This is a genomic window from Marinomonas shanghaiensis (assembly GCF_003259175.1).
GTDB lineage: Bacteria > Pseudomonadota > Gammaproteobacteria > Pseudomonadales > Marinomonadaceae > Marinomonas > Marinomonas shanghaiensis.
The window spans coordinates 395,023-407,753 of sequence record NZ_QGOK01000003.1; the positions used below are offsets into that span (position 1 = coordinate 395,023).

Sequence of the window (12,731 nt, forward strand, 5' to 3'; positions counted from 1 at the left end):
CGTGTTTTTTGTGGTCGAAATCAGCCTGAATCTGGTGTCAGATGAAAAATTGATCAGTTATGCATCTGACCCCAAGACCTCAAAAATAATCCAATAAGGCAGCAGCCTAATGCGGATTGCTGCCTTTGTTTTTGCTTGAGTTTGGGGGCAAGATGCAATTACTGAGCTCTTACTGTCGAGGCCTTGCTAGTAAAACTTGAGTGTTCAGTGCCAAGTTTTACTCTATTGGTAAGAGCATCATGATTTAACAATCCAGTGCAGACATAAAAACACCACCTTCGAGTGGTTTTTTTGTGTCTGTAGAACACACTTATGCTTTGCTGTTAAAGGTTATTTTACAAAAATTAATTTGGTCATTTACGAGACTTTAAATTAAACTGTATATCCATACAGTATTTTTGAGTGTTTATCATGCGTGTGACGTATCTTGGTGTGTCTGAGTCGGCGGCGTTTATTGCGGCCAATAGTGTGCGAATCCCTTTGTATGTGGATTCGGTGTCGGCGGGTTTTCCATCGCCTGCTCAAGACTTTGTTGAGAAATCGTTGGATTTGAATGAGTTCTGTGTGGCGCATCCGAATGCGACGTTTTATGTGCGGGCTCAGGGGGATTCGATGATAGAGGCGGGGATTCATTCGGGCGATGTGTTGGTGGTGGATCGTTCGTTAACCGCACGGCATGGGGACATTGTGATTGCCTGTATTCATGGTGAGATGACGGTGAAAACGTTAGAGCTGAAGCCTCATGTGTTGCTGCGCCCAAAAAACAAGGCCTACAAGGCCATCTCTATTACCGAGGAATCGGAGTTGGAGATTTTTGGCGTGGTCGCGGGTGTGGTTCGCAAATATGAACGGAGCTAAGAAGACCGCTTTTGCTTTGGTGGATTGTAATAACTTTTACGCCAGTTGCGAGAAGCTGTTTCGCCCAGATTTAAAGCATACGCCTGTGGTGGTGTTGTCGAATAACGATGGCTGTATTGTGGCGCGTTCTAAAGAAGTAAAAGCGCTGGGCATTAAGATGGGCGTGCCGATGTTTCAGGTTCGGGATGCGATAAAAAAGCATGGTATTGTGTGTTTTTCGTCGAATTACGCCTTGTACGCGGATATGTCGAATCGGGTGATGACCATCTTAGAAGAGGAGGCGCCACGGCTAGAGGTGTATTCCATCGATGAAGCCTTTCTGGATTTAACGGGTGTGGGTCATGTGACGGATTTGCTGGCCTTTGGCAAAGGGGTAAAAGCCAAGGTAGATCAGTGGACCGGTATTACGGTCGGTGTGGGCATTGCGCCAACGAAGACGCTGGCGAAGTTAGCGAATCATGCCGCAAAGCAATATCCAGCCACCGGTTCGGTTGTGGATTTGATGGATCCAGACAGGCAAAAGCGTTTGTTGGCCTTGGTCGATGTGAGTGATGTGTGGGGTGTGGGTCGTCGTGCCACGGCAAAGTTAAAGGCGAGGGGAGTGAACACCGCGTTGGATCTGGCAAATGCTAACCCTAAATCCATTCGAAGCGAGTTTTCTGTGGTATTGGAGCGTACCGTTCGAGAGTTGAATGGTGTGTCTTGTTTGGATTTGGAATTGCTCAGGCCCACTAAACAGCAGATCATTTGCAGTCGATCCTTTGGCCATAAGGTGACAGACAAGCGCGAGCTACGGGAAGCCATTGCTAAATACACAACCCGAGCCGCTGAGAAACTGCGTGGGGAAAAACGTCTTTGTCGTTCAGTGAGCGTGTTTATTCGTACCAGCCCCTTTGTTCCTAGTGAGCCGCAATATTCGAAAATTTTATCTGCAGAGTTACCCTGCCCAACCGACGACACGCGGGATTTATTGGCCGTTGCTGACGTGCTGTTTGATCGTCTGTATCGTGCTGGTTATCGCTATGCCAAAGGTGGTGTGATGCTGGCTGATTTTTATGAACAGGGTCTGTTTCAACAAGATTTTTTGCGCGCAGACAGCGCACGGCATCATTCAAAAGCCTTGATGGGGGTGATGGACACAATCAACCACAGCGGGCTCGGGCATGTTTTCTTTGCTTCGCAAGGTGTGTCGCCACAGTGGTCTATGAAACGAGAGCATCTGTCGCCCGCCTACACGACCAAGTGGGATGATTTGCCCAAGGTTTGGTGAACGGTCACCCTTGCTGCGTGGCTCGTGTATTGTTGGCAAAAAAATACCCCCATCGTTAAATAAATGATGAGGGTATTTTATGTGGGTTCACGCCTGATCTAATTTATTATCCAAGCCGACTGTCGTTTTCTATGAATCGATATCGGCTTAAGTAAGCACTGCTACACTCTTTACTAGGCGTCTTTTAGGCTTTCTACTGCTTGTGCTAACGCCGATTTTCTTGAGTCACAAAAAGCGTTATGAGGCAAGCGGCTTAGTATGCCCAGTTTCTCCAATCGTTCGGTTGTTTGCCCATTGGGGCTAAAGATATACACGGCACAGTTGGCATCTATCGCGTCTTTAATGGCGTTTTCGAGTGCGAGACCAATAGTGAGGTCCATCATCGGTACGGCACTTAGGTCTAATACCACGGCTTTGTAATTGTGTATGCGGTTATGGTGTTTGGCGATGGCTTTGCTGGCGCCAAAGATCATTGGGCCAGACAGATAGAACAATAATACTTTGCCATCGGCTTGATCTAATAATGCTTTTTCTTCTTTCGACAGTGGGATGTCGTCGTCTGCATCGCTGATCGCTTTTACATTGCCCGATTGTAAGCGGCTGAGCTTTTCAATGGTCATGATGTTGGCGATGAAGACACCGATTCCTACAGCCACCATTAAATCAACAAATACAGTGAGTGCCATGACGCCATACATAATGATGGTTGGTGACAAGGCGACTTTGTGTGCGCGTTTTAGAAAGCTCCAATCTAGGATATTGATACCAACATACAAAGCGATGCCAGCCAGAACTGCCATGGGAATCGGGCTAATCAGTTCCGACGCGCCGAGCACCACGAGCAATAGAATAAGCGCCCTTGTTATGCCAGCAAGAGGAGATTTGCCGCCAGACTGTATGTTCACTACCGTACCCATCGTCGCACCCGCGCCTGGCAATCCGCCAAGCAAACCGGAAAAGAAGTTAGCGGTCCCTTGGCCGATGAGTTCTCTATTTGAGTCGTGTTCTTTGCGTGTTAGGTTGTCTGCGATGACCGCCGTTAATAGTGTGTCAATGCAGCCGAGTGTGCCCAACACTAAACCATTGATAATGATCTCAATAAAGACTGAGCGTTCAAATGTCGGCCAGTGAATAGAGGGTAAGCCAGATGGAATAACGCCGATACGGCGAACGTCAGAATCACTGAACAGAAGAACGGAAATAAGAGTAATAGCCACCAATGCAACAAGTTGCGGTGGGACATATCGACGCCAATGTTTTGGTAGGTAAAAAAGCACTGCTACGGTCAGTAAACCTAAGAACAATTCAGAGAATTTTAGGTTGAATATGAGGGTAGGCAAGGCGCTTAATGTTCCCATGACACCGCCAGATGGGGAGGGGTGTCCTAAAAAAGGCGCGATCTGCAAAATAATCAGGATGATGCCGATGCCAGACATGAAGCCTGAAATAACGCTGTAGGGCATCAGCGTGATGTATTTGCCTAGCTTTAGATAACCTAATGTGATTTGAAATAAACCTGCGATCATCACCACGGTAAACGCCATGGCAACACCCCCTTCTGGGCTGCTCGCCATCATGCTGGTGAGTACGGCGGTCATAATCACCGTCATAGGGCCGGTGGGTTCAGATATGAGACTGGTAGAGCCTCCAAATAATGCGGCAAATAAGCCGACAATTATCGCGCCCCATAGTCCGGCTTCGGCGCCGGCGCCTGATGCCACACCAAAAGCAAGCGCCAGAGGAAGTGAGACAATGGCGGTGGTTGCCCCGCCAAATAAATCGCCAGTAAGAGTCCAGTCTTTGAAGCGAGAAAAATCAATGATCATTGTTTGTTTACCTGTCCGTTATCTGTATTTAAATCAATCCGTTGAAGTAATCCATCATAGTCTGTTACAAAAGAGCCCGCATTTGCGGGCTCTTTGTATTTTACATCAGCGTTGGTAGCGTTATTCTGCGTGCGTTTCTGATGTTACTTCTGTGCTGTTTTCTTCTCGAGCGATTCGAGGGTCGTTTTTAACACGACCGGTTGATTCGCGTCGACGAGACGACGCTGCGTTACGTTTTTGCTCTTGCTCTAAGCGTAGCTTTTCTTGCTGAGCTAAAATGGCAGCGGGCAATTCCACAGGCGCTTTGGTTTCCGAAGCGGCTGGTTTTGTTGCTGGTTTGCCACGTCCGCGACGAGGTGTCCGAGTAGTGCGTGCGGTATCTTCTTCCGTATTCTCCGCGGCATCATCTTCTTTGTTCACTTCGGTTGTCTGTGCTTGGCTTTCAGAAGAGGCTTTCTCTGTCTCTACCGCAGTAGCGGTGGATTGAGGGGCTTCTTCTTTTTCTGTTACCACAGGCGTTGCTTCTACCGGTGTGACGTCTGCAGACACTTCTGTTTTCGTCTCTGGTGTCGCTTCGGTTTTGGCTTCTACGGCCGCCTCGACAACGGTTTCAGATTGCGCTTCAGGTGCATCGATTGTTGCCTCTGATGCCTTTTGCTCCACTTGCTCAATTTTTCGCATTTGAGCTTTGACTGACATCTTCGGTTTTGCAGGTTTAACGTCAGGCGTGTTGTTTTTATCGGCAACATCGTCTGTGGTTACTTGCGCTTCTTCTGATGCGGCTTCAGGCTTGTCTTCAACTGACGATTGTTGGGCTTCAACCAGGTTAGGCTTCTCTTCCGTTGAGGCTTTTGGGGCTTCAATAACGTCGGTTTTTGCTTCCGCTTCTGGTTTGGAGGCCGTTTCTGCTGTTTCTGCTTTAACGTCAGTGTCTTTTGAATCAGATGACGACGTGTCAGCGGTTTCTACTGGTGTTGTAGAGTCAGCCGTTTGAGTGTCATCATTGTCAGATTCTGCATTTTCTTGCTGTACGCTGTTGTCTTCTTTTTGCGGACGACGTGAACGACGAGAACGGCGCGAGCGACGTTGAGGTTCGTCATTGTTGTCTGCGTTTTCGACATCTGCGTTTTGTGCCGCTTCTACCAACGCCGCATCTTCTTGCTCTTGCAGTTTCGTTGCTTCCAATGCTTCGTCTTTCAATTTGCCATTGCGACGACGATTATCATTGCGTTCGCGTTTGCGCTCTTTCACTTCAGGCACGTCTTTCTGAGGCTGAGGCTGGCGTGGTGATGCTTTTACAGCGGCTTCCTGCTTTTCCGCTCTTGGTTCTTGAGCGTCTTGCTTGTTGCCGTTGCGGTTGTTGCGACGGTTATTGTTGTTGCCTTTGGTCGCCGCTTCTGCTTGTTCACGACGAGATTGGCGTGTAGAGCGGTTGTTTTCTGCTGAACTTTGGCTGTCATCGCGGTCTGCATTTTGGTGCTTAACCGTGCGTTTGTTACGGTTAGTACGGTTGTTTACAGGCTTGCTTGACGTATTACGTTCGGCTTGAGGCGCTGTGTTTGAGCTTGGTGTTGCACTCGGCGCTTTTGGCTTAGGTTTTGCCTCTGCACTGCCAAATAGGGCTGTGACAATGCGTTTGAACAAACTGGGTTTGCTCGCTTGGTTTTTAGCCGGTTTTGCGGCCGCTGCTGGCGCAGGTGTTGTGTGCTCTGGCGCAGGTGCCTTTGGTGCAATGCTGGTAACGGCGGCTTGAGCGCGCACGTTTTCGCTTGCTTTACGAGGCTCATACGGTGGTTGTTCCGGTGTCTCAACCAAGGTGTAGCTGTTTTCGTTTTGGGTAATGACGGTGCTGTCGTCACGAATACGTTCTACTTCAAAGTGCGGTGTTTCCATGTGTGGATTTGGCACAAGAATGATATGAACGTTATTGCGTTTTTCAATTTTAGCGATATTTGTGCGCTTCTCGTTGAGCAAGAAAGTGGCGACAGATACCGGTAAAACGGCACGAATTTGCGCAGTGCGCTCTTTGGAACATTCTTCTTCGATCAGACGAAGCACAGAAAGGGCGAGCGATTCTACGTCGCGGATAAAGCCTTGGCCATTACAGCGTGGGCATACGATACCGCTGGTTTCACCCAGAGAAGGGCGCAGACGCTGACGTGACATTTCCAATAAGCCAAAGCGAGAAATGCGACCCAGTTGAACACGTGCACGATCCGCTTCTAGGGCGTTTTTCATGCGGTTTTCAACTTCTTTTTGGTTGCGCACTGGGGTCATGTCGATAAAGTCGATCACTACCAAGCCACCAATGTCACGAAGACGGAGTTGACGAGCGATTTCGTCAGCCGCTTCTAAGTTTGTTTGCAACGCTGTTTCTTCAATGTCTCCGCCTTTTGTTGCGCGAGCCGAGTTGATATCGATAGAAACAAGGGCTTCTGTTGGGTCGATAACAATAGAGCCGCCAGAAGGCAGACGAACTTCACGCTGGAAAGCGGTTTCGATCTGAGTTTCGATCTGGAAACGGTTAAACAGCGGTGTAGAGTCAGTATACATTTTAATACGTGACTTGAAGTGCGGCATAACCTGCATAACGAAGTTAATCGCGTCTTGGTAAGCGTTTTTCTCGTCGATTAATACTTCACCAATGTCTTCACGTAGGTAATCGCGAATGGCACGGATGACGATGTTACTCTCTTGGTAAATCAAGAAAGGTGCTGGTTTTTCAGAAGCGGCTTTGGTGATGGAAGACCATAGGGTATCAAGGTAATCCAAATCCCACTGAAGCTCTTCTGTTGAACGTCCAACCCCTGCGGTACGAACGATCAAACCACCATTTTCTGGTGTGTTGAGGCCTGACATGGCTTCTTTTAGGTGTGAACGATCGTCACCGTCAATACGACGAGAAATACCGCCAGCACGTGGGTTATTTGGCATAAGAACCAAGTAACGTCCGGCTAAGCTAACAAAGGTCGTTAGTGCTGCGCCTTTGTTGCCGCGTTCTTCTTTATCAACCTGAACGATGACTTCTTGGCCTTCGCTTAGTACATCTTTGATGTTGATGCGGCCATCATGGTTGGATTTTTTAGAAAAATACGTCTTGGAGATTTCTTTTAAGGGAAGGAAACCGTGGCGATCGGCACCAAAATCAACGAACGCCGCTTCTAAACTCGGCTCGATGCGAGTGATGCGACCTTTGTAAATATTGGATTTCTTTTGTTCGCGTGAACCGGATTCGATATCTAGATCATATAGACGTTGACCGTCTACTAGGGCGACGCGCAACTCTTCTTGTTGAGTTGCATTGATAAGCATTCTAATCATTGTATGTGTGAACTCTGTGAGCTGATTCGAAAGAGTCACAACAGTGATAGGGTAACCATTAATAAATCTGACTCAGCATGAGAGCAAGTCATTCAGTCTTTTCTGGCGAGAGGAGTACGCGATTCGTTTACTTAATGTTAAACGCTTTCATGCGGTCGCTGCCGTGATCAATACCAAATAGTCTCTTTAACCGGTCTCGTTTCTTTGCCTTTTTACGAAACAACGCGAACGCGCGGTCGAGCAATTTAATGAGAGTTCCTTCCACTGAAGCGGATTTTTCCGAATCATGCGGTTTATTATTTAAGATTAACTGTTACAGAGGTAAGATAGGGGGCCAAAGTGTCGCTTCGGCAATTGTCATTCAATTCTTGCATCTTATCTTCGAGGTGTTTTGTTGCCTCTTACCCTTTGCGAATGTGAATATAACAGTAAAAACTAAGTGCTTCAATTATAAAGGAAACCAATCTTAGCTTATGTCGGACTCAGAACTTAATTTAACAGAGCGTCCCGCGGTTCGTTACGTCACGATTGACGACAATAATACGGGTCAGCGAATCGATAATTTTTTGGTTACTTTTCTCAAGGGGGTTCCGAAAGGCAAGATTTACAATCTGCTAAGAAAAGGCGAAATTCGTGTCAATAAGAAGCGCACCAAACCCGATTATCGCCTTCAAAACGACGATATCGTGCGTATTGCGCCGATTGTTATTGCGCCAGAATCGGACAAGCCAGTGCTGTCTGATCGTTTAAAAAACGAGATAGAATCGCGCATTGTCTATGAAGACAAAGGCTTAATCGTGATTAATAAACCTTCTGGTTTGGCGGTTCATGGTGGGAGTGGATTGAGCTTTGGTTTGGTGGAAGTGATCCGTCAAATGCGACCACTAGAAAAATTCATTGAGCTTGTTCATCGATTAGACCGTGATACTTCAGGTCTTATCATGGTGGCGAAAAAACGCTCTGTACTCAAAGAGTTGCATACAGCGTTGCGTGAAAAAGAAGGCGTACAGAAAACCTATTTGGCCTTGGTTTATGGCAGTTGGCCGAAGCGCAAATTACAGGTTAATGCCCCATTATTAAAAAATGAGCTGCAATCTGGAGAGCGTATTGTTCGCGTTCACACTGATGGCAAGGACAGTTTGACTCGATTTAAGTTGGTTCGACAATTTGAGGGATACAGCTTAGTGGAGTGTGAACCGGTGACGGGGCGTACGCATCAAATTCGTGTTCATACTCAGTATGCAGGTTATCCCATTGTCGGAGATGACAAGTATGCGCCAGCAGAGTCGATAAAAGAGTCAAAAGCGCTAGGATTTAAGCGTTTGTGTCTTCACGCGACACGATTGGAGATCATGCTTAATGGTGAGCGTATGTTGTTTGAGGCGCCGCTTGATAAAGAATGGCAAACGTTAATGAATGAAAATTTAACCGATATTTTTTCTTAGTTGGTTGAATTTTTTCGTTCTCGATAAAAAAACCACCGTTTTGACGCGGTGGTTTTTTTTTGCCCATTTTAGGATTAAGAAATTTTAAAGCGTTCGGTCAGTGATTTTAACTGGTGACTCAATGTTCTTAAGTTACTCACTGCGCGTACAGACTCTGCAGACCCTTCTGCTGTGTCATCTGCCAGCAATCGAACGTTTTCAACGCTTCGATTGATTTCTTCTGAGACTTGGGACTGCTCTTCTGACGCGGTCGCAATTTGTAGCCCCATGTCTTGCATGTAGCCCACTTGTTTGCTGATGTTGGAAAAGAGCGTTAATACCTCTTTGGCTTGTTCTGCATTGCGAGTCGATAGATCACGGCTGGTTAACATTTTCTCTAAAGAGTCTTGCGCGCCATTTTGCAATTCAATAATTAAGTCTTCAATTTCTTTGGCTGAACTTTGTGTGCGGCTGGCAAGCCCACGGACTTCATCGGCCACTACGGCAAAGCCTCGGCCAGCTTCACCTGCACGCGCTGCTTCAATGGCGGCGTTTAGTGCCAATAAGTTGGTTTGTTCTGCTACGGCTTTGATAACCGCTAGCACATTACCAACATTATCGGTGCGTGTTTTTAGTTGTTCCATGGATTCGCTTGTTGTCGTTAAGTCACTAGCGAGTGATCCAATAGAAGAGACAACACCGGAGACCAGTTGGTTGCCTTGGTTGACGATTTTATCTGTCTCTGTGGTCGCTTCTGCGGCGGTCTCTGCATTACGAGCCACCTCTGCCACGGTAGAGGACATTTCGTTAATGGCGGTTGCAACTTGGTCGGTTTCGTCTTTTTGCGACAGCATCATTTTTTGGCTTTGCTTGGAGATGGTTTCTAGCTGTTCGCTGGTGGCACTTAAGTTAAGCACGCCTGCAACGACTTCTGAAATCAGCGTGTTGAGTGTTGTACTCATGGTGCCAATATTATTGTAGAGCTGTCCTAGTTCGTCTTGGCGGTCAGTGTGTAATCGTTGCGTGAAATCACCAGAAGCAATTTTTTCGACCGCTTTCATGACGTCTCTCATTGGGGTCACTATCATGTGGCGGATAAATAATGCGAAAAAAACGCCCATTAATATAGCAATGGCGGTAACGGTCGTGAGAATGGATGAAATGGTATTACCGTCTTCTTTGCTTCTTTGTTCTTGCAGTACCGTAATCGAGTCAATGTTTTTATCCATTCTACTGGCGATCGCCATGATGCTCTCTTGCGATTTAACCAGTTCATTGTTCACAGAGGGGTTGTTTTTACCAAGGGCATCGTATTGGCTTAAAAGCGAAAGCGTTTCTTGTTTTTTGCTTTCTAGTTCATTGGGAACAGATAGTTTTTGCGTATCATTGACGACCGCTTGGAAATCCGTCGTGATCAGTTTTAAGGGAATGTTTTCCTTTTTAGACACAAAGTCGTTAATGGCGAAGGTGAGTGCGTACCAGTTCCTAGAAATGCTTTGCGCTGCTATTAAGGTGTCTGTGTCGTTGCTTTGGTTTAGTTGGGAGATGATGTCGCTGTAGTTATCAAATATTTTGCCGCGTATTGTGTTGGCATTTTTGTCTATCGCGTCCCACTTTTGTCGAGCGTCTGCCAGTACAGTGATGGCTTTTTTGTACTCAGTGAGATCTGCATCGGTTTTTTTTACGGTTTCACGAATGTCTGCGCCATCGTATACGATTTTGGCTTTATCAATGAATGCACCGAAAGTTTCCGTACGATTGATTAAGGTCTCTTTATCGGCGTTGGCGCCTGACGTCATAAAACGCTCTCTTGCCTGTCTTACTTCTGTTAGCGTGTCGTCTAAATCATTTGATAAACGTACTTTATCAGCACGGCTCAGCAGCGTATTAACACCAGATATTCCGGCTATTCCTACAATAAGAGCCAGTATTAAGACGGAACCAAAGCCTAGGCCTAGTTTGGTACCAATCAGCCTGTTTTCTAAAAACTTTTTCATTATCTGTTTCCTTGATTGTTCAGATAGGAGGCATTACGGAGGGAGACTTTTATCATTTCAAATAAGAAGCCTATGATAACGTCTACGGTAGACTGTAATAATGGAGAAATATGGACAAAATAAGGTTTATCGGTTGTTCAACAGGATTAATACGAAGTTCTTTTGCGCCGCGTTCTTTTTAATTATCGAAGAAGATGGCGGTTGTTTTATCGTTTTTGATGGCTACAATGGGCTTTCGAATTTATCTTGCCTGCACTGAGTCATTAATGAGTACTGAATTTTCTATTTTATCCGCCACCTTATTGTTTTTATTCGTCATCGATCCGTTTGGTAATATTCCCATTTTATTATCGGTTATGAAGGGCGTACCGCAAAAACGTCAATATCAGATCGTTGTTCGAGATGGTTTGATTGGTCTAATCATATTGGTGTGTTTTTTGTTTTTTGGTGCGGAGTTTTTGGCTCTGTTGCATTTGGAAACGGAGTCTATTTCGATCGCCGGTGGGGTTGTGTTGTTTGTCATCGCACTGAAGATGATCTTCCCTTCGCCCTATACGAAAGACTCAGGTCCGGTGATGGAGCCTTTTATTGTGCCAATCTCGATTCCCATGCTGGCCGGCCCATCGACTTTAGCGACGCTGTTGGTGATGGTGAAAAGCTACCCGAATGATCAGCAAGATTTGCTGCTTTCTGTTGGCGCAGCATGGGGGATTTCGGTGGTGATTTTGGCCATGGCGCCTTTATTAAATCGGATACTGAAAGAAAAAGGCTTAGCCGCGTTAGAGCGTTTGATGGGGATGTTATTACTGATGATGTCGGTGCAGATGTTGGTGAACGGTATTCGCAGTCTGTTTACCCATACATTGGCGGCCTTGTAAGCGTTTTTGGCTTAAACCATTAGCCCTTTAAGGAAGGGCTAATGGTTGTTTTGAGACGGCAATCCCATTTAGGTCACAATAGACATAATCTCCTTGAGAGATGGTAATGCCGGCAAAGCGAAGTGTTTTTCCAATGTCACCTAAGCCTCGCTTTTCTGTTGGCATAGGATGGGCACATAAGGCATGAATGCCAATGTTGAGTTGTGATTGGGCTGCTATGTCTCGAATGGCACCGTATATCACAAACCCTTCCCAGCCGTTATTGACGGCTTTTTCTGCGAGCATGTCGCCCAGTAGTGCGCGTCGTTTGCTCCCACCACCGTCAATGACCATGATTTTTCCTTTGCCATTTTCATTGACGAGTTCTCTGATTCTGCTGTTGTCTTCAAAGCAGGATACGGTCACCGCCTGTCCATAAAAATGACAGCGTTTCCCATAAGAAGTAAAAATGGGCTCGGCGATTTGTAATTGTTCTTGGTATAAATCACAAAGGTCTGGTAAGAGATCTTTCATTTAAGTCACCTTTTTAGAATCAAAAAACACTGTCTTTGACTCTAAATAGGGGCGTATTAAATAGCCAGTTATTCTGGCACATGTTGACTATTCAGTAATGTGATTAGTCTTCTATTGCGGGCAGCTCACTTGGATCAATCAACCCATGTTCGACGGCAATTTGCAGTAGCTGGATGATTAACTCGTCTGGCGGCAATAAGTGTAAGGGGGTGGTTTGGCCGATTTGTGCGACGGCGTCGTCTAAATCTACATCACGCTCTTCAAACCAAGAATGGATGCTTTGCACTTCGAAACTGGGCTCCATGCCCTTTATTTCGTAAACGGCTTCGATCAATAGGCTTATTGATTCAGGCTCAAGTGCGTAAATGACATCAGTATCAAATTCATTGATCCATTCGGCTAAAATATCGCTGGCTTCGTAGCCAAATTCATAGAGTTGTTGTTCATCAAGGTCGAGCGCATTGGGTTCAATGCGATGATGTTCCAACCATTCGTCGTCTGGTATGACCAAGACTTCTTTTACTTGTGCTTCGTGTGTAGACCAAGTGAATAGCAGTGGAAAAGCCGGCTCGTCAGAAGAATTGGCGACAGCCGTCATGAATATAGGTAAACTTGCCATAATTTAGAACCAATGTTTGATTGTT

Annotated in this window: 9 protein-coding genes; 4 read left to right on the top strand and 5 right to left on the bottom strand. The window is 46.2% G+C overall.

Annotated elements, in window-relative coordinates; genetic code table 11:
* Nucleotides 1–411 precede the first annotated feature (411 nt).
* Both umuD and umuC read left to right on the top strand, forming a co-directional pair.
* On the top strand, nucleotides 412–858 hold the full coding sequence (gene umuD, locus DKT73_RS02250; protein ID WP_111636954.1) for a translesion error-prone DNA polymerase V autoproteolytic subunit: 447 nt from the start codon (nucleotides 412–414) through the stop codon (nucleotides 856–858).
* Entirely contained in the window at nucleotides 845–2,128 is a 1,284-nt protein-coding gene (gene umuC / locus DKT73_RS02255; RefSeq protein ID WP_111636955.1) for a translesion error-prone DNA polymerase V subunit UmuC, read from the top strand. Before umuD ends, umuC begins: the two co-directional genes overlap by 14 nt.
* Nucleotides 2,129–2,301: 173 nt before the next feature.
* On the opposite strand, the gene DKT73_RS02260 is transcribed toward umuC, so the two are convergent.
* Together DKT73_RS02260 and rne are read right to left on the bottom strand one after the other, a co-directional pair.
* Nucleotides 2,302–3,954, bottom strand: a complete 1,653-nt coding sequence (locus tag DKT73_RS02260) for a SulP family inorganic anion transporter (protein WP_111636956.1) — start codon at nucleotides 3,952–3,954, stop codon at nucleotides 2,302–2,304.
* A gap of 120 nt (nucleotides 3,955–4,074) precedes the next feature.
* Nucleotides 4,075–7,275 carry a ribonuclease E gene (gene rne, locus DKT73_RS02265; protein ID WP_111636957.1) on the bottom strand — a complete coding sequence of 1,067 codons (3,201 nt, stop codon included), beginning with the start codon at nucleotides 7,273–7,275 and terminating at the stop codon, nucleotides 4,075–4,077.
* 473 nt (nucleotides 7,276–7,748) lie between these two features.
* Here rne and rluC point away from each other — a divergent pair, with 473 nt between their 5' ends.
* Nucleotides 7,749–8,720, top strand: coding sequence for a 23S rRNA pseudouridine(955/2504/2580) synthase RluC (gene rluC / locus DKT73_RS02270; RefSeq protein ID WP_111636958.1), 972 nt, complete (start codon nucleotides 7,749–7,751; stop codon nucleotides 8,718–8,720).
* 74 nt (nucleotides 8,721–8,794) lie between these two features.
* Here the strand turns inward: rluC and DKT73_RS02275 are convergent, their stop codons facing one another.
* Nucleotides 8,795–10,696, bottom strand: a complete 1,902-nt coding sequence (locus DKT73_RS02275) for a HAMP domain-containing methyl-accepting chemotaxis protein (RefSeq protein ID WP_111636959.1) — start codon at nucleotides 10,694–10,696, stop codon at nucleotides 8,795–8,797.
* Nucleotides 10,697–10,962: 266 nt separating this feature from the next.
* Here DKT73_RS02275 and DKT73_RS02280 point away from each other — a divergent pair, with 266 nt between their 5' ends.
* Nucleotides 10,963–11,574, top strand: coding sequence for a MarC family protein (locus DKT73_RS02280; RefSeq protein WP_111637176.1), 612 nt, complete (start codon nucleotides 10,963–10,965; stop codon nucleotides 11,572–11,574).
* Nucleotides 11,575–11,601: 27 nt separating this feature from the next.
* Here DKT73_RS02280 and DKT73_RS02285 read toward each other — a convergent pair whose 3' ends face one another.
* Nucleotides 11,602–12,087, bottom strand: a complete 486-nt coding sequence (locus tag DKT73_RS02285; protein WP_111636960.1) for a putative 4-hydroxy-4-methyl-2-oxoglutarate aldolase — start codon at nucleotides 12,085–12,087, stop codon at nucleotides 11,602–11,604.
* A gap of 103 nt (nucleotides 12,088–12,190) precedes the next feature.
* Entirely contained in the window at nucleotides 12,191–12,706 is a 516-nt protein-coding gene (locus tag DKT73_RS02290) for a hypothetical protein (RefSeq protein ID WP_111636961.1), read from the bottom strand.
* Nucleotides 12,707–12,731: the final 25 nt, after the last annotated feature.

What these genes read in the sequence shown, in the direction of transcription:
- rluC (WP_111636958.1), top strand. Translation starts at nt 7,749, where the DNA reads ATGTCGGACTCAGAACTTAATTTAACAGAGCGTCCCGCGGTTCGTTAC.
- rne (WP_111636957.1), bottom strand. Translation starts at nt 7,275, where the DNA reads ATGATTAGAATGCTTATCAATGCAACTCAACAAGAAGAGTTGCGCGTC.
- DKT73_RS02260 (WP_111636956.1), bottom strand. Translation starts at nt 3,954, where the DNA reads ATGATCATTGATTTTTCTCGCTTCAAAGACTGGACTCTTACTGGCGAT.
- DKT73_RS02290 (WP_111636961.1), bottom strand. Translation starts at nt 12,706, where the DNA reads ATGGCAAGTTTACCTATATTCATGACGGCTGTCGCCAATTCTTCTGAC.
- umuC (WP_111636955.1), top strand. Translation starts at nt 845, where the DNA reads ATGAACGGAGCTAAGAAGACCGCTTTTGCTTTGGTGGATTGTAATAAC.
- DKT73_RS02285 (WP_111636960.1), bottom strand. Translation starts at nt 12,087, where the DNA reads ATGAAAGATCTCTTACCAGACCTTTGTGATTTATACCAAGAACAATTA.
- umuD (WP_111636954.1), top strand. Translation starts at nt 412, where the DNA reads ATGCGTGTGACGTATCTTGGTGTGTCTGAGTCGGCGGCGTTTATTGCG.
- DKT73_RS02275 (WP_111636959.1), bottom strand. Translation starts at nt 10,696, where the DNA reads ATGAAAAAGTTTTTAGAAAACAGGCTGATTGGTACCAAACTAGGCCTA.
- DKT73_RS02280 (WP_111637176.1), top strand. Translation starts at nt 10,963, where the DNA reads ATGAGTACTGAATTTTCTATTTTATCCGCCACCTTATTGTTTTTATTC.